Annotated in this window: 14 protein-coding genes and 2 pseudogenes; 9 read left to right on the top strand and 7 right to left on the bottom strand. The window is 63.2% G+C overall.

Annotated elements, in window-relative coordinates; translation table 11 throughout:
* Positions 1-184 precede the first annotated feature (184 nt).
* Positions 185-2,857: a DNA gyrase/topoisomerase IV subunit A gene (locus tag BBBF_RS06200; RefSeq protein WP_003813761.1), complete on the bottom strand. Its 2,673-nt coding sequence runs from the start codon at positions 2,855-2,857 to the stop codon at positions 185-187.
* A gap of 157 nt (positions 2,858-3,014) precedes the next feature.
* On the opposite strand from BBBF_RS06200, the gene BBBF_RS06195 reads away from it, so the two are divergent.
* Entirely contained in the window at positions 3,015-4,238 is a 1,224-nt protein-coding gene (locus tag BBBF_RS06195; RefSeq protein ID WP_003816974.1) for an alkaline phosphatase family protein, read from the top strand.
* 116 nt (positions 4,239-4,354) lie between these two features.
* On the opposite strand, the gene sepH is transcribed toward BBBF_RS06195, so the two are convergent.
* Entirely contained in the window at positions 4,355-5,410 is a 1,056-nt protein-coding gene (sepH, locus tag BBBF_RS06190) for a septation protein SepH (protein WP_003813754.1), read from the bottom strand.
* A 149-nt stretch (positions 5,411-5,559) separates the two neighbouring features.
* Between sepH and BBBF_RS06185 the strand changes: the two genes are divergently transcribed.
* The 5 genes and pseudogenes from BBBF_RS06185 to BBBF_RS10345 all read left to right on the top strand — a co-directional run bounded on the left by BBBF_RS06185 (position 5,560) and on the right by BBBF_RS10345 (position 9,864).
* Positions 5,560-5,853: a DUF4193 domain-containing protein gene (locus BBBF_RS06185; RefSeq protein WP_003813752.1), complete on the top strand. Its 294-nt coding sequence runs from the start codon at positions 5,560-5,562 to the stop codon at positions 5,851-5,853.
* A complete protein-coding gene (gene dut, locus BBBF_RS06180) occupies positions 5,853-6,329 on the top strand; it encodes a dUTP diphosphatase (protein WP_029414647.1) in 477 nt (158 codons plus the stop codon). Before BBBF_RS06185 ends, dut begins: the two co-directional genes overlap by 1 nt.
* A gap of 149 nt (positions 6,330-6,478) precedes the next feature.
* Positions 6,479-8,809 (top strand): RelA/SpoT family protein, encoded by a 2,331-nt coding sequence (locus BBBF_RS06175; RefSeq protein ID WP_021648590.1) that lies wholly within the window; start codon positions 6,479-6,481, stop codon positions 8,807-8,809.
* 251 nt (positions 8,810-9,060) lie between these two features.
* Positions 9,061-9,347, top strand: a pseudogene (locus BBBF_RS10350) (hypothetical protein).
* Between the two features lie 73 nt (positions 9,348-9,420).
* Entirely contained in the window at positions 9,421-9,864 is a 444-nt protein-coding gene (locus BBBF_RS10345; protein WP_229058182.1) for a hypothetical protein, read from the top strand.
* A gap of 574 nt (positions 9,865-10,438) precedes the next feature.
* On the opposite strand, the gene BBBF_RS06165 is transcribed toward BBBF_RS10345, so the two are convergent.
* The 4 genes and pseudogenes from BBBF_RS06165 to BBBF_RS06150 form a co-directional block, all read right to left on the bottom strand.
* Complete coding sequence (locus tag BBBF_RS06165; RefSeq protein WP_013390074.1) at positions 10,439-11,527, bottom strand: peptidase; 1,089 nt, start codon at positions 11,525-11,527, stop codon at positions 10,439-10,441.
* 127 nt (positions 11,528-11,654) lie between these two features.
* A pseudogene (locus tag BBBF_RS10340) lies at positions 11,655-11,879 on the bottom strand (hypothetical protein); the annotation flags it as partial.
* Positions 11,880-12,544: 665 nt separating this feature from the next.
* Positions 12,545-12,919: a type II toxin-antitoxin system PemK/MazF family toxin gene (locus tag BBBF_RS06155; protein WP_003813740.1), complete on the bottom strand. Its 375-nt coding sequence runs from the start codon at positions 12,917-12,919 to the stop codon at positions 12,545-12,547.
* Positions 12,897-13,193, bottom strand: coding sequence for a type II toxin-antitoxin system RelB/DinJ family antitoxin (locus BBBF_RS06150; protein ID WP_003820291.1), 297 nt, complete (start codon positions 13,191-13,193; stop codon positions 12,897-12,899). Before BBBF_RS06150 ends, BBBF_RS06155 begins: the two co-directional genes overlap by 23 nt.
* Positions 13,194-13,334: 141 nt before the next feature.
* Between BBBF_RS06150 and BBBF_RS06145 the strand changes: the two genes are divergently transcribed.
* Positions 13,335-13,874, top strand: a complete 540-nt coding sequence (locus BBBF_RS06145; protein ID WP_003820289.1) for a peptidylprolyl isomerase — start codon at positions 13,335-13,337, stop codon at positions 13,872-13,874.
* A 145-nt stretch (positions 13,875-14,019) separates the two neighbouring features.
* On the opposite strand, the gene BBBF_RS06140 is transcribed toward BBBF_RS06145, so the two are convergent.
* On the bottom strand, positions 14,020-14,871 hold the full coding sequence (locus tag BBBF_RS06140) for a Cof-type HAD-IIB family hydrolase (RefSeq protein ID WP_047290549.1): 852 nt from the start codon (positions 14,869-14,871) through the stop codon (positions 14,020-14,022).
* Positions 14,872-15,023: 152 nt separating this feature from the next.
* Between BBBF_RS06140 and BBBF_RS10715 the strand changes: the two genes are divergently transcribed.
* Positions 15,024-15,575 (top strand): ATP-binding protein, encoded by a 552-nt coding sequence (locus BBBF_RS10715; protein WP_047937709.1) that lies wholly within the window; start codon positions 15,024-15,026, stop codon positions 15,573-15,575.
* 36 nt (positions 15,576-15,611) lie between these two features.
* Positions 15,612-16,763, top strand: coding sequence for a M20 metallopeptidase family protein (locus tag BBBF_RS06130; protein WP_014760395.1), 1,152 nt, complete (start codon positions 15,612-15,614; stop codon positions 16,761-16,763).
* Positions 16,764-16,809 lie beyond the last annotated feature (46 nt).

The raw sequence follows: 16,809 nt of genomic DNA, 5'->3' as shown, positions 1-16,809 counted from the left end.
CCGGCGTATCTACGCGTGAGGTACGCCATCCGGCATTGCGCATCATCCGACACGGCGTGCCATCTGATATTGCGCGCCTGCAGGAACTGCGCGTCTGCCGAAACGTGGACGGCACCCCCCCTACGCCCCACAGGTGTGTGAGGGGGGGGCGATGCTCGCTGAAGGCACCGGCCCCGAAACAGCCTCATCCACAGAAGGCGACAGGCGCGGCCAGATCAACACCGGATGCGTCGCGGCGCATGTCGGGCTTGGGCAGCTCCACCGGCGAGCCTCCCTCGGTGGAGGCGTGCAGCGGGTACATGCCGACGCGGGCGAAGATCAGGGTGTTCTGGCCCTTGAGGAAACGCTGCGACCTCACTCCGCCGGTGCCGCGGCCCTTGGTCGGGTACATCTCCAACGGCGTCACCTTGGCCGCACCGTTTTCGGTGCCGGGCAGCGCGTCCTTGTCTCCGGCGACCGTCAGCACGACGGCTCCGGACGCGGAGAACATGCCGTTGTCGCCCTCTTCGTACGTCCACGCGATCTTGCCTGCGGGCACCACGTTGAACGTGATCGCCGTGCATCCCTCAGCCAGACGGATTCCCGCCATGCCGCCGGCGGTGCGACCCTGCGGGCGCACGTTCCCGGCATCGAACGTCAGCAGCGAGGAGTCGGACGCGATGAACACGAGGCGGTCTTCGTCCGCCGCGTCGGCGGCGAACAGCACGGAGTCGCCGTCCTTGAGGTCGATGACACTCCAGGAGTCCATCGTGGTGGGGGCCTCGCGGTTCCAGCGTTTCACCACGCCGGCCCGTGTGCCGATGGCCAGGGGAGCGGGGGTCGGGCCGTCGTCGTCGCGCTGATCCATGGGGATGGCGGCGACGACATGCTCGCCGGGAATCGGATCGGTGCTTTCGGTCATGCCGATCAGCTCGTCGGCCGGTATGCCGCCGGCGACGTTCGTCTGCGGCGATGCGGCGAGCGCGGGCAATTCGACCACATGGGCCAGCACCAGACGCCCGGCGGACGTGACCAGCCCGTACGAGGACCGTGTAGTGGTGCGGAAGATGGACACGATGTGGTCGTCCTTCGTGCGTTCGTCGCTCGTCGACCGTGACTCCCAGGCATCCAATGCGGCCGGGGTGGAGCGCGCTATCGTGCCGGACGCGCCGAGCATCACCGTGCACGGCTCGTCGTCGATTTGCAGCGCCGCGACTGCCGCGGCATCCTCGCCGGCCTTCCTGGCCGCGGCCGCGGCGGCCACGTCCGCTTCGGCCGACGACAGGGTGGCCGCGGCTGCGGCGGCCTTCATCGCGGCCGCGTTCACGCTGTCGTCTCCATGAGGGGTCACCGGCGTCAGCGTGCCGTCCTCGGCCTCGTCCAGCAGCACGGTACGGCGAGGCGTCCCGTATTCGGCAACCGCCTGATCCATTTCGTCGACGACCACGCGGTCCAGTTCCTGCGCGGAGGCCAGTATACGCTCCAGCTCCTCGATCCGCCGCTTGAGGTCGTCGCGCTCCGCCTCCAGCTCGATGCGGCTCATGCGTGTGAGCCGGCGAAGGCGCAGGTCAAGGATGTACTGCGCCTGCACGTCGTCAAGGTCGAAGACCGCGATCAGCCGCGACTTCGCGGCGTCGGCGTCATCCGAGGTGCGGATGACCTGGATGACCTCGTCGATGTCGATCATGGCCAGCAGCAGACCCTCGACCAGGTGCAGGCGCTCAAGCGCCTTCCGGCGGCGGAATTCGCTGCGCCGGCGCACCACGATGCGGCGGTGGTCGATCCACACCTGCAGCATCTCCTTGAGACCCATGGTGTGGGGCCGGCCATCCACCAGCGCGACGTTGTTCATCGTGAAATTGTCCTGCAGCGGCGTGTGTCGGAACAGCTGCGCGAGCACGGCGTTCGGGTCGAAACCGGTCTTGATCTCGATGACCAGCCTGGTGCCGTTATGGCGGTCGGTCAGGTCGATGGCGCCGGAGATTCCCTCCAGCTTGCGGTTCTTCACCCCTTCGGAAATGCGTTCCAGCACCCGTTCGGGGCCGACCATGAACGGCAGCTCGGTGACCACGATGGCCTTCTTGCGCGCCGTCACGTTCTCGAAATGCGTCATCGACCGCGTGGTGAGTGTGCCGCGGCCGGTCTCGTACGCTTCGCGGATGCCGTTTCGCCCGATGATGATGCCGCCGCCCGGCCAATCGGGGCCCGGCACGTAGCGCATGAGCTCCTCCAGCGTGGCGTCGGGATGCGCCATCAGGTGCTTCGCGGCCGCGACGACCTCGCCGAGATTGTGGGTCGCCATGTTCGTGGCCATGCCGACAGCGATGCCCGAACCGCCGTTGACCAGCAGGTTGGGGATCGCGGCCGGCAGCACGGTCGGCTCCTTGAGCTTGTTGTCGTAGTTCGGCGTGAAATCGACGGTGTCCTCGTCGATGTCGGCGTTCATGCCCAGCGCCGCGGGCGCCAGACGGGCCTCGGTGTATCGGGAGGCGGCCGGGCCGTCGTCCAGCGAGCCGAAATTGCCATGGCCGTCCACCAGCGCGAGACGCATCGCGAACGGCTGCGCGAGACGCACCATCGCCTCGTAGATGGCTGAATCGCCGTGGGGGTGGAGCTTGCCCATCACCTCGCCCACCACGCGGGCCGATTTCATGTACGGGCGGTCGGGCGTCAGGTTCATCTCGCCCATCTGGTAGATGATGCGGCGCTGCACGGGCTTGAGGCCGTCGCGCGCGTCAGGCAGGGCTCGCGCGTAGATCACCGAATACGCGTATTCGAGGAACGACTTGCTCATTTCCTCGTTCAACGGCGTTTCCACGATATGCTCTTGGACCTGACGCGGGTCATAGGCCTGATGAGTCGTGGTGCGATGTGCCATAGGTGCCATTCCCCAATCTGTGCTTCGGCCATCCGCATGGCGCGAATGGCCGAAATGGTGCCGTTGAAAAATCCAATCGTCCATGATAGCGAACAATCATGCCAAGAATCCCGCCCAGCCGTGTCCTTTTCCGACGGACGGTGCTTGAATGGAAAACATGAACGCTGAAATCGCGAGCATGGACGAATTGCTGCAGACGATACCGACCGTTCGGTATGGCGACTGGCGGCGCGACGCCGTACGCGGCGGGGCGCTGCACCTGTCCGCCGTGCTGCCGGCGGTCAGCGCGGCGATAGGGCATCCGGTCGCCACGCGGATCCACCATGATCCAGAGGCCTTGCGCGTCGCCTTGGGGGTTCCCAAGGCCGACAGCGTGATCGTGGCGCTGGTTGACGGCCTTGGCTACTGGAACCTTCGGATGCGCGTCGGACACAGTCCGTATCTGCGCGCATTGCTGCGCGACGAGTCCAACGACAGGCCCATCGCCACATGCGCGCCGAGCACCACCGTCGCCGCGATGGCGGCTTTCGGCACCGGCACGTGCCCGGGCCTGACGGGGATGGCGGGCTACACGCAGCGCAACACCCAAACGGGGGAGCTGTCGCAGCTGATCCAGTTCGACAACGCGATCGCGCCTCTGGACCTGCAGAGGGAGCCCACGGTGTTCGAGACCCTGCGGGCCGCCGGCGTGCGGGTCACCAGCTGCGGACTGCCGAAGTTCGCCGACTCCCCGCTGACGAAGGCCGCGTTGCGCGGTGCGGACTACAAGGGCGATATGCGGCCGCTCGGCCGCGTGAGGGCCGCGTGCGAGGCCTCGAAGACGCCGGGGCTGACGTACCTATACATCCGCGATGCCGACAAGGTGGGGCACGCCTACGGCTGGGAGTCCGAGCAGTGGACGGCCGTGTTCGAGCGGGTTGACGAACAGCTGGCGCAATTGCACAGGCTTGCGCCGAGGGGCACGCTCATCGTCATCGTGGCTGATCATGGCATGGTCGGTTCGGATCCGGACCAGCGCGTCGATATCGCCGAGAATCCCGAGCTCGCCCGGGGCGTGGCCCTGGTCGGCGGGGAGCCCAGGTCTCTGATGCTGTATGCCGAGCCGGATTGCGACCCGAATGACATCGCGCGTCGATGGCGCGATCGGCTGGGTGACGCCGCCCTGGTGCGTACCCGGGATGAGGCGATCGATCAGGGCATGTTCGGTGTCGTCGAGCCGCGTGTCAGGCCGATGCTCGGTGACGTGCTGGTATCGGCGGCCGGGAGGGCGACCTTCGTGGATTCGCGCATCCAGACCGACAAGGCGACGCGTCTGCCGGGTGTGCATGGCTCGCAGACGGCGCTGGAAATGGACATTCCCTGCCTGATTGACGTGGCGTGACCGTTTCGATGCCGAACGTGTCACGCCGATGTCTCATTATCCGGACGGCCTGTCGCGTTTTTCCGTAAAAAAGGATTGACGTGTCTCGCTGGACAGCGACGGCGGGCCAGACGATCCTACTCGCCGAAGAGAATCTCGTCCCAGCTGGGCACGGCGGAGCGACCCGAACGGCGTTTCGCAGGCGGCGTCTGCCGGTCGGAGCGTTCGGCAGACGTCTTGCCGGATTCGGATTCGATCTCGGGCGCCGTCTGAGCCGCGGAAGCGGACGTGCCCGAATCCGGTGTCGGCCGCGGCGGTTTCGACTCGGCGGCGCCGAGCGCGGCCTCGCCGGCCTTCGCCGGAAGCGCGCCGGTGCGCGGGATGTCGATTGAGGGGCCTTCCTCGGATGGCGCAGGCTCGGTGCGCACGTCCAACGGGGACGCCGAACGTGGCATCCGCGCTTCGGGGCGAGCCGCAGGCAGTGTCGGGGCAGGGGTGTTCCACGCCGACACGGTGCGCTCTATCCTCGCCGAGCGTACCGAATCCCCGGGCAGCGTCGCAGGCAGCATCTCGGAGGGCGTGCCCTCGGTCCCGTCGCCGCGCGCGCCCGTCGCCGTTCCCAGCAGCTTCTTCGCCGTGGAGTTCAGGCATGCCACCGCGTTGTCGTGCATGTTCCAGGACCATTCCGCCCTGGCGGTGCGCCCCGCGGCGTCGAACGTCGCGGTGATCTTCCACGGTTCGAGTCCCCGGCGTGTCGCCTTCCACGTCACCGATTCCATGCCGATGCCGGACAGCGCCAGCGCGCGCTCCACCACGTCGGCGGTGGTCCGCCCACGGCTCTCCTTGGGGGCCGGCACGGTGAGGAACTGCTCGATGGCGTACTGCTTCTCGACCTCGACGGCGGACGAGAAACGCCGCACCAGCGCCTCGCTGAGACGGTATCGTTCCGCCACCCGCGCGGGATCCGCGCCGGCCCGGATAAGCGCCTGAATCTGCGAGATCGGTAGCGTAGCCGAGCTGGATGCGCTGGGAGCCGACCGGGACTCCTCGCGGATCTGTTTCGCTTCCAGAATGGCGCGTTCCAGCGTTTCGTCCACATCGACGAAGAAACGCTCGTCGCCTGACGCGAACACGAGACGACCCGTGTCGTCGACGTGGTCGAACCGGGCTTGTGTGAGCGGGTTCTCAGGCATGTTCACACCACTTTCCTCAGAAAATTACAACTTCTTCTATTGTGCCCCACGTGTCGTATTTTACGAGTATTTCAAATCGTGTATCCTATGCCGAGTAAAAGTCATGTATTCTATGGCGCAGAACGTGCCACCATGATGAAAGGATTCAGATGGCTCAGGATTATGATTCCCCCCGCAATAAGGACGAGGATGAGGAATCGCTGCAGGAGTTGGGCAAGGGCTCGCGCAGCTCTTCAACCGATATGGACGACGACGAGAACGCCATCGCCGAGGATTACGAACTGCCCGGTGCCGATCTGAGCAACGAGGACGCCTCCGTGACCGTCATCCCCATGCAGAATGACGAGTTCATCTGCTCGGAGTGCTTCCTGGTCAAACATCGCAGCCAGCTGGCATACGTCACCGACGACGGCCAGCCGGTGTGCGAGGAATGCGCGGCCTGATGGCGTTCGACGAGACATATGACGAGCCCGAATACACCGAAGTCCTGGTCAAATCGCTTGATCCCGGCCATCCGGTCGAGCTGCGGTACGCCCACGCCGGGGACGCGGGCGCCGATCTGGTCGCCGCCGAGGACGTGACGCTCAAGCCGTTCCAGCGCGCCCTGGTGCCGACCGGCATGGCGATCGCCCTGCCCGCCGGATACGTGGCGCTGGTGCATCCGAGGTCCGGACTCGCCGTCAAGTACGGCGTGACCGTGCTGAACGCGCCCGGCACCATCGACGCCGGGTACCGCGGCGAAGTGAAGGTCCCTCTGATCAACCTCGATCCGGAGCATACGATGGAGTTCCATCGCGGAGACCGCATCGCGCAGCTGGTCATCCAGCGTTACGTCGAGGCGAGGTTCGTCCCGGCGAGCACCCTGCCGGGGTCCGACCGTGCGGAACGCGGTTTCGGCTCCACCGGCGTGTCATCCTGACGGACGATCCTGACCGACGGTGCGAACACGGCCGTCACGGCCCGCAAGCCAAGGCATGCGGGAGACCGTTCACGGCGGAAGATGCCGCGTATGCTTTTTCATTCGCGGCAGGTAGGATGTGATACCAAATACCTGAGAGGGAGGCAGACATGGCCAACGATGAAGCCGAGCATAATGCCGCCCGCATGCTCGGCTGCGAGATCAGCGACGACCCGCTGAACCCGCTGCTGCCGATCATGCAAGCGTGCAGGAACCATCACCCCGACGAGGATCTGAGCATTCTGGAGCGTGCCTATCGTCGGGCGGTCATCCAGCATTCCTCACAGCGCCGCAAATCCGGCGAGCCGTACATCATCCACCCGCTTGCGGGGGCGCAGATTCTCGCCGACCTGGGCATGGGGCCGCTGGTGGTCGCCGCCGGTCTGCTGCACGACACCGTCGAGGACACCGACTACACGCTGGACGAGTGCCGCGCGGAATTCGGCGACACGGTGACCGGTCTGGTGGACGGTGTCACCAAGCTCTCCAAGATGGAATACGGCGATTCCGCTCAGGCCGAGACCATCCGCAAGATGGTCGTCGCGATGAGCCGCGACGTGCGCGTGCTCGTCGTCAAGTTGTCCGACCGTGTCCACAATGCCCGCACATGGCGGTACGTCAAGTCGTCCAGCGCCCAGAAGAAGGCGCGCGAAACCCTTGACGTGTACGCGCCGCTCGCCAACAGGCTCGGTATGAACGCCATCAAGACCGAGCTTGAGGAACTGAGCTTCAAGGTGCTGTACCCGAAGATCTACAACGAGATCGTGGTGCTGGTCGCGCGGCGTGCCGGCCAGCGCGACGTGTATCTCGCGCAGATCCTCGCCGAGATCAACGAGGATCTTGACGCGCAGCACATCAAGGCGTACGTGACCGGCCGCCCGAAGGACTACTTCTCGATCTATCAGAAGATGATCGTGCGGGGCCATGATTTCGCCAACATCTACGATCTGGTCGGCGTGCGCATCATCGTCGACACGATCCGCGACTGCTATGCGGCGCTCGGCGCCGTGCACGCGCGTTGGAGCCCCGTGCCCGGGCGCTTCAAGGACTACATCGCCATGCCCAAGCTCAACATGTACCAGTCGTTGCACACGACGGTCGTGGGGCCGGGCGGCAAGCCGGTCGAGATCCAGATCCGCACCTGGGACATGCACCGGCGCGCGGAATTCGGCATCGCCGCGCACTGGAAGTACAAGGAGAACGGGCAGGCGGGCCGCGCCCTGAGCACGCCCGACAAATCCGATCTCAAACGCGGTTCCGACGACAACCAGGAGCTGAGCGAGGCCGACAACCTCAAATGGATCCAGCAGCTCGCCGATTGGACCAGCGAGACCCCGGACTCGAACGAGTTCCTTGGCTCGCTCAAGGAGGATCTGGGCGCGGCCGAGGTCTACGTGTTCACCCCGAAGGGCAAGATCGTCTCGCTGCCGGCCAGTGCCACGCCGGTGGACTTCGCCTACGCCGTGCATACCGAAGTCGGGCACAGGACGATGGGCGCGCGCGTCAACGGCCGTCTGGTGCCGCTCGACACCAAGCTTGAGAACGGCGACACCGTCGAGGTGCTGACCTCGAAATCCGACAACGCCGGCCCCTCCCGCGACTGGCTGAGCTTCGTCAAGAGCCCCAAGGCCCGCAACAAGATCCGCCAGTGGTTCTCCAAGGAGCGCCGCACCGAGGCCATCGAGGAGGGCCGCGACGAGCTGACCCGCGCGATGCGCAAGCGTAACCTGCCGATCGGCACGCTACTGACCACCCAGGCGCTGGTCGGCGTCGCCGACGAGCTGAATTTCCCCAACCCCGACGCCGTGTTCGCGGCGATCGGCGACGGGCAGATCTCCACGCAGAACGTCATCGCGCATCTGGTCAAGGACGCGGGCAGCGACGAGGTCGATGAGGAGGTTGAGCAGGAGGCGCTGCCGCTGCGCGCGGTCGAGAACGCCAAGAAGAAGACCAGCTCCCTCGGCGTGTCCGTCAAGGGCGTAGACGATGTGTGGGTCAAGCTGGCGCGCTGCTGCATGCCGGTTCCCGGCGACAGGATCGTCGGCTTCATCACGCGCAATCAGGGCGTGTCGGTGCACCGCGCCGACTGTCAGAACATGATCGACCTGCAGCGACGTCAGCCCGAGCGCGTCGTGGATGTGGCATGGACCAGCACCAAGGGCCTGTTCATGGTCAGGATTCAGGTCGAGGCGCTGGACCGCCAGCATCTGCTGTCCGATGTGACCCGTGTGCTGGCCGACCACGGCGTGAACATCCTGTCCGGCTCCCAGGCGACCGGCTTCGATCGCGTAGCGATCAGCCAGTTCAGCTTCGAGATGGCCGACCCGCAGCATCTGAACCGTCTGCTCGCTGCCGTGCGCAAGATCGACGGCGTGTTCGACGTGTACCGCGTCACCGGCGCGAAGGATTCCGCCGTGCCACGCCTGCGCAAGATGCAGTAGCCGGGTTCGTTCCAGCGATCGTCTAAGTCTTCCGCCCGTCCGCTGCCGGTTCCGCGTGACCTTTGCAATGCCGGACGGCCCCGGGGATGACGGGCGTGCGGAAAATCACCCTTTCGGACGAGGGCATGACGGCACGATCCGGTGTGTAATCGATAGTGTCATCGATTGGCGGGATCGCCTATGGTGACACGATGAATATCGACCGGCGCCGGACATCAGAGGGACGGCGCCCATACGGGATCGAGGCAGGCATGTTCTTCCTTCAGCGTAGACGTCGCCCGGCTTTGGCGCGGGTGGTTCGCAACAGCAATGCGACTCTCGGCGATACGGTCGCCGGGAGTATGACATGGAGGCCGGCGCGGATGGTCGGACGGCCATGACGTCCCCGATGGAACGACCCTCCTGGACGGATTGCAGCGATCGCCGGGCGCCGCATGCCGTCTCGTCGACGTTGGACGCCGTTCTGGGGCGTGTCCATGACATCCCCCAGTCGGCGATGTCGCGTCTGAGCGGCTCTCCCACGGTGTACGCGCGCTGACGGTGACGTGCCCCGCTTACGGGCGCGGCGATGCTGCCGGCCGCGTCGGGGCGTTCTGCAAGACTTGACCGCTATGAGTACGATCATCATGCGCACCTCGCATGATAATCGCACGTGGTCGTTTTCGGCTTTATTCCAAGGTTTTCGTTTTTTGGGAGGCCTGCCGATCAGCCTCGTTTTCGCCGAGGCATCTACAGGCACGCGAGAACAATCCGGTGACATTCCACCGTCCTGCCGGCGCTCAACGTCTTCGCCGACCGGCACGGAAAAAGAACGATCCGCCTTGTGGTTTCATGATGTTCAGCATGGGCGATGCCCAAAAGCATTCGCCCAGCAGTACGTCTCCGTGTCGGACAACAGGCACGCCGGGCACGAGGCCTTCAATGTCTCCGTCGCGCAGAACCATCTGCTCGACGTGGCCGTTCGTGGATGGTGTCCGGCACGCCGGTTCGATGAAAGAAACCGCGAGGATCACGGACGGTTCGGCGGCGACATACCGTTGTTTGATTTCGATTAATGCCCGAACGATCTACGTGGTTGTTTGGGCTGCACTAATTTACCGGTCTCAAGCATGTGTATGGCGACGCCGGTGGAATTACGTGTTTAGTTCCAAAGGTCTGGACCATTTATCCGGTAATTACGGAACGGGTTCCGATGGGATTGCGTGTGGTAAGCAGAAGGGATGCATTGACTGCGATCGCGGCGCATTCGGTTGGTGCGTTGGGGAGTGTTCCCTCATAGAGGGTGATTAGCACTGCGGAGGAGTCTTCGTCGACGGTGGCCCGTACACCATGACATTTGGGATTTCCCATGGAGAAGAAAATGCGCACGGAGGTGTCCGAGACCACTTCGTATCGGTTCCATGAGGATATATGTTCGTTGCTGAGGTCGGCTCGTTGCTGTACGTCGTTGGAGGATTGCTCCGGTGCCTCTGCTGCGGAATCGTATCCTGCATCTGTACCTGGTGAGCTGGGGCTGGATTCGCTCCCGTTAGTTGCGCATCCCATTACCGTGATACTGGTCAAAGCAAATACCAGAAGCGCAGCAACAAAACGGCTGCGGAAGCGAATCCAACTGGCCATGATGTTGTTTCACCAGTCCTTGTTTGCTGCAACGAACAAGTCGTTGACGCGGCTGTCGAAGTATGGGCCTCGAAGATAGGAATTGTCTGCGGGGCCGTTCGAGGTTACGCTGCGTACATATCCGAGACCAGTGGTATTGCTGTATTCGTCGAGCCAAGGTCCACCGGACGAACCACCGCCGAAATCGCAACCAGTAATATGGTTGAACTTGTAAAGGCCATTCCAACCAGTTTGACTAGAGCCCCAGCAGGCCCACATGCTTTGGCCTCCGCTGAGGTTCGTTGGATAGCCGAAAATACTGACGTCGAAACCAGTACCTCCGCCCCACCTAAACCCGTGACCACCAACCGCGTTTACAACAGTATCCCCGGAAGTGCTGCCACTATAGGTGGTAACAAAGGCAACGTCTGAATTGAATCCTCGCCCGGATTCACCATAGTTGATCCAGTCATTGAGCGTTCGGAGCGTGGCAGCTTGGTAAGTGCCATACGTGGCACCGTTGCTGTAACCCGGTGCGAATATCCAATTGGTATGCCAATCTTTTCCTGGGCCGCCATGGACACAGTGGCCAGCAGTAACGACCAGACGTTTGGAACGGCTATTGACGGAGGCTCCAGAGCATACGTAATCCTTGCCGTCGGTCTGATTGCGGAAGAAAACTTTTCCGTTGGTCTTTGAGAAATTCGTGACTGGCGTCACAGCCTGTGGCGTGATTGCGTTCAAGATTGCCGTCACGGGGGACGATCCGTCAGTAACTGGTTCGTCTGCCAGAGCCGGTTGTTCGAGCTCGTCAATCTGTCGGTTTACCTCGGTCGTGCTTGTTGGTGTATCAGTGGGAATGGCACTCTTCATGCGTTCTGGAGTCCAGTAGGCTGTGACGATGGGGTCGCCGACGCTTGTGTTATTGGTCGGAACGTAAGTGTAGGTACGATTTGCACCAAGGGCTGTTACCTGTGCACGCACGGCTGTTGTGGTGGACGAAGACAATGGATCACTTGCCATGGGCGATGCGGATGCCGGCACAGTGGTCGAGATAAGGAGAACAGCGGCCGACACGAAGGTTGTGAGGGTTGTGTATGTATTGCGGAATCGAGTCATGTTGATCTCCCCGGGAGTTGGTTCACGTAGGAACTGGGATAAGTATGTCCGTTGACTTTCAGTGTCTACGAACATACGCGAGTAAGACGTTCACAACTTATGATTATGGCTACATTACATACCTAAATCACAGAAAAAATATAACTCCATGACGCCAATCGGATTGGCAACAGCGTGTTGGATAGGTCCTTAGAGGACGATCCTCGTTCGATGAATTCCTTCGCACTCCGGTATCCGAGGATGGAACGGAGCCGCTGGTCGTCGAATTACCACACGTAGTCGTTGAGGTCGCGCCTCAGTCGCTCGATCGTGGTGTAGCGGTTCCGGTTACACGAGCTCCTTCTTCAACAGCAGGTCGGCGAGGCGCCGACCGTGCCGTCAAGCCGCATCAACGAAGTCGAACGCGGAGCACGGAACCTGCCCGAACTCAAACAACGGGTCCAAACGCTTGACAATGTATAGGAGCATCAAAATACAGAGCAGGAGCCACTCATGGCTGTCGCTGCCGGTGCGCTGATCATAGTGAACCAATTCGTATGACGTTCCACGTTGCAGCTCGGCGGCCCGGCTACCGGCCGTGGCCAGTCCACGGGCCCGCTGCGCCATTCCCCGCAATCAAACAGCAATGCCCGGTCTCAAGCCCATGAGACACTTGGGACCATGACTGCCATCATCATGCGCACCTCGCATGATAATCGCACGTGGTCGTTTTCGGCTCTATTCCAAGGTTTTCCGATTTCGGGAAACCTACCGATCAGCCTCGTTCTCCACGAGGCGCCTACAGGCACCCGAAAATAATCCGGGAGCACTCCACCGTCCCCGCCGGAGCCTGGCATCTTCGCCAGTCCCCAAAATCACCCACCATCCTCGCATTGCGCGGCATCACGCCCGTGACGACACCGTCGGAAAACGCGTTGCGCAGAATACGCCGACAACCAACAATCCATTTCGTTCATCGAACACAAACATCGACATGCAGATAATATCCAGGGAGAAAAACCGTTGGCCCCGCCATCATCATGAATGCGACTGGCGGTGGGGCGGGACGTCGCCCGTAGCATCAAGACCGGCATCAAGGTCGTTCGCGTCACGCAACGACAGCCTGCCGAAATACTTCAGCAAGTCACCATTGCCGAACCAGAAACGCTGCGAGCATCTCGCCACGGATGGCTTGTACAGACCCTCCTGACGCCAGTCAAGCAACGGAACGTCACCCGGACCGTTCCATGTCGTCACGCTGGTCACCTTGACGACGATGCCCGAGACCCGATCCTCCTCGACCCTGGTGACGATGACGGGTCTGACCTTGCCCACGCCGGGATGATCGGGGAACTCGACGCGCATCAGCCACACGTCGTACACTTCCGGCTCACGCATGATCGTAGATGTCATCCGCCGGATCGTCCCACTCCTGAGGCAGCACGATATTGCCCGTGCTTTTCGAACGCTCGAAACGATACGCGTCGTGAGCCGGAGGAACCGGATACCCGTCGGATCGGACCGGCCTCAGACTCGGCGTGAACGGCATGCCCTTGTCACGGACCGCCTGCCGCAGGCAGATCTCCGTGAACGAGCTCAAGCTCAAACCCATCCGCTCAAGCACGTCCGTCGCCTCGCGCTTGACCTCCGGATCCAATGCAATGGTCGTCCGTTCCTTCACAGCCATAGCAGCCTCCCATCCCCTCAATAGGTTACATAATAATTAGGAAAATTATATGCAATATAAACACACGTCACAAGCCACTCACATACATTCCGCTTGATTGGCATCACCGCCCGGTCTCAAGCCCATGAGACACTTGGGACCATGACTACCATCATCATGCGCACCTCCGAAGGTGACATCACCATCAACCTGTTCGACGATCAGACGCCCGTGACCGTGAAGAACTTCCTCGGTCTGGCGACCGGCGAGAAGGAATGGACGGACCCGTTCACCGGCCAGCCGTCCCATGAGCCGTTCTACAACGGCCTGACCTTCCACCGCATCATCAAGGACTTCATGATCCAGGGCGGCTGCCCGCTGGGCAATGGCACCGGTGGCCCCGGCTACGACTTCGACGACGAGATCGTCCCCGAACTCACGTTCGACCGGCCGTATCTGCTGGCCATGGCGAACGCCGGCCTGCGTCGCGGCCGCGACGGCAAGGCGCATGGCACCAACGGCTCCCAGTTCTTCATCACCACCGTGCCGACCCCGTGGCTCGACGGACACCACACGATCTTCGGCGAGGTCGCCGACGACGAGTCCAAGGCCGTGGTCGACAAGCTTGAGGCCGTGCCGACCGACCGTTCCGACGCGCCGCTCGAACCTGCCGGCATCATGTCCATCGAAGTGGTGAAGTAAGCGCGGCGGCAATTCGAAGCCGACGCTCCGATACACATGGAAGAGCCCTGAACCCTCGTCGGGTCAGGGCTCTTCGTATGCGTGCCGGGTCTGTTACCACCCTCCGGCGCTGCGCGCCACCTCCCGCCAGTGGGAGGGGAGGGGGCTACAGGACGTTGAAGTGCTTGAGCGCGTTCATGATGCCGTCGTGGTCGACGTCATCGGTGATGTAGTCGGCCGCGGCCTTCGCCGGTTCGGTCGCATTGCCCATCGCCACGCCGATGCCGGCGAAGGCGAGCATGTCGGCGTCGTTGCCGCCGTCTCCGAACGCGATGGTCTGCTCGCGCGTCCAGCCGTAATGCCGCATGAACCGCTTCATTCCCTCGGGTTTGCCGCCGTCGGCGGGAATCAGGTCGGTGAAGTCCGGATGCCAGCGCACGCCTCTGACATTGCGACACATGGCGGACAGCTTCGCTTCATCTTCAAAGCTGATGTACGGGCTGATCTGGAACGTCTCATACTTCAGCGCCCTCTCGTGCGGATCGTCGATGTTCACGGTCGGTGCGGTCTTGCCGAGTTGGCGCCACGTGGCCCGCATCGCGTCGGTGATCTGGTTGAAGTAGACGTAATCCTTTTCGCAGTAGTTCGCCACCACGTCGGGGTGCTCGTCAAGCCAGCGGGTGATGGTGACGATGTCCTCGGGCAGCAGCGACTCCTTCTCCAGGAGCCCGTGGTCGTCGAAGCAGTACTGCCCGTTCAGCGCGATGATGCCGTCGAAGTGCACCGGCATCATGTCGAGCACGACGGTCATGTGCGACGGTGCCCGACCGGAGCAGATGAACACCTTCACCCCGCGATCCTGCAGCTCGTGCAGCGCGTCGATGGAGGACTGCGGGATCACATGCGTCACGAAACTCGTCAGCGTGCCGTCGATGTCGAAGAACGCCGCCTTGATGTCGGCTCGCGCGGTGGCCGTCGCGCCTCCGGCGCCCGCTGTCATGATGTCGTCCGATGCCATGTACGCAACCTCCGCGATACGAAATTCGGTCATCCCCAGTGTATGAACAGCGCTGGATGGCATCCCGTAACGCGTTATCAGACCCGCCCCGCGACTGCCGCCGTCGCTGCCGTATGGTGGGCGTTGTCAACCAATCAGAGGGGGGAACGAACATGACAGCAGCAACACAACAGGCGGGCTCTCCCGACAATGAGCCGGTGCGCGTCAACCATACCGTGCGCAACATCGTCATCGCCCTCATCGTGGTCGCTGTGATGAGCGCCGGCCGGGTCGTGGAGCGCGGAGATGTGTACAACGTGTTCGCGGCACCCCATCAGGCGGTGACCAAGCGGTTCATCGACACGGTATCCGGTTCGGCCATCGGCTCGATCACCTACGAGTTCTCGGGCGACGATGCGCTGGTGCGCGACTTTCTCGGGGGAGCTGTCACGTTCCAGCGATGTCATCGACTTCGGCACGGCGGCGGACACCATAGGCTACGAGGACGCCATCGCCGCAGCCGTCCGCGGCAGACAAGGAGGAGACGCGATGAGTCCCTGGTCCCATGCATACGACATCGCCGGCCACCAGACCGACTGGACGGTTATCAGAAATTCGACCAGACGGTGACCTGGACGGCCGTGATCATCATGATCGTGCTGGTCCAGATCGTGCAGGGCATCGCGAACGCCATCGCCAAGCGTATATTGAAGCGACAGAGGTAACATGGCATGACATCTCGCGGGGAAGGAACGTAAATCATGGTCGAACATGTCGGGGTCACGGACGAGCTGATCGGCATACGGCATTATCTGCATCAGCATCCCGAACGCAGCTTCAAGGAGGTCGAGACCAGCGCGTATCTGGCCCGTCTGCTGCGCGGGCATGGCATAGACGTGCTCGACACGACGTTGGAGACCGGTGTCGTCGCGCTCATCGAGGGAGAGGTGCCGGGACCGCGCATCGCGCTGCGCGCCGACATCGACGGCCTGCCGATCACCGAGGACACTGGCCTGCCGTTCAGCTCGCTGAACCCCGGCGTGATGCACGGCTGCGGCCATGACCTGCACATGACCGGGCTTTTGGGCGCGGCGTTCTGGCTGGCCGATCACCGCGACCGCATCGCAGGCAGCGTGAAGATCGTCTTCCAGCCGGCCGAGGAGGTGGGCCTGGGCGCCCGCACGGTCGTGGAATCCGGCGCGACGGATGACGTGAAGGCCATCATCGGCACGCATAACAACCCGAACTACGCCCCCGGACAGATCGCCATCGGCCCTCAGCCGATGATGGCCGGCTGCGTGAAGTTCAAGGTCACGCTGCACGCCCAGGGCACCCATGCCGGGTACCCGCAGAAGGGCACCGGCCCCATCGAGGCGCTCGCCTCGATGATCCTCGCCCTGCAGACCATCGTGAGCCGCAACATCTCGCCGTTCCACGCCGTGGTGCTGTCCATCACCGAAGTGCATGGCGGGCACGTGTGGAACGTCGTGCCCGCCGAAGCGGGATTCCAGGGCACCGTGCGCTTCTTCGACCAGGACGACGAACGGCTGGTCCACCGGCGTTTCGTGGCGGAGGTCGAGCACACGGCCGAAGCGTACGGGATCGCGGCCGACGTGGACTGGGACTGCATCCAGGTGCCGCTGGTCGGCGACGAGGAGCTGTCCGAGGCGGTCGCGGCCGACGTGCCCTCCTACGCGGCGCTCAAGCCGATACATCCCAGCATGGCGGGGGAGGATTTCGTGGAGTTCTCGGGATGCGGGGCCCGTCTGGTGTTCGCGTTCATCGGCTCGAACGGGGAACCGGGGTGCGCCGACTGGCACAGTCCGCACTTCGTCGGCGTGGACGGCGCGATCGGGCCCGCCGTTGACTTCTACGTCAACGCCTCGCTGCGGGTGCTCGCCGAGCTTCGCTGACGGGCGGTGGGACGGATCATCCCGCGTGACGGCATGTGCCGCCCCT

This window comes from Bifidobacterium bifidum ATCC 29521 = JCM 1255 = DSM 20456, assembly GCF_001025135.1.
Taxonomy (GTDB): domain Bacteria; phylum Actinomycetota; class Actinomycetes; order Actinomycetales; family Bifidobacteriaceae; genus Bifidobacterium; species Bifidobacterium bifidum.
Note: the sequence above shows the minus strand (reverse complement) of the source record. Positions and strands in the feature narration are given on the sequence as shown.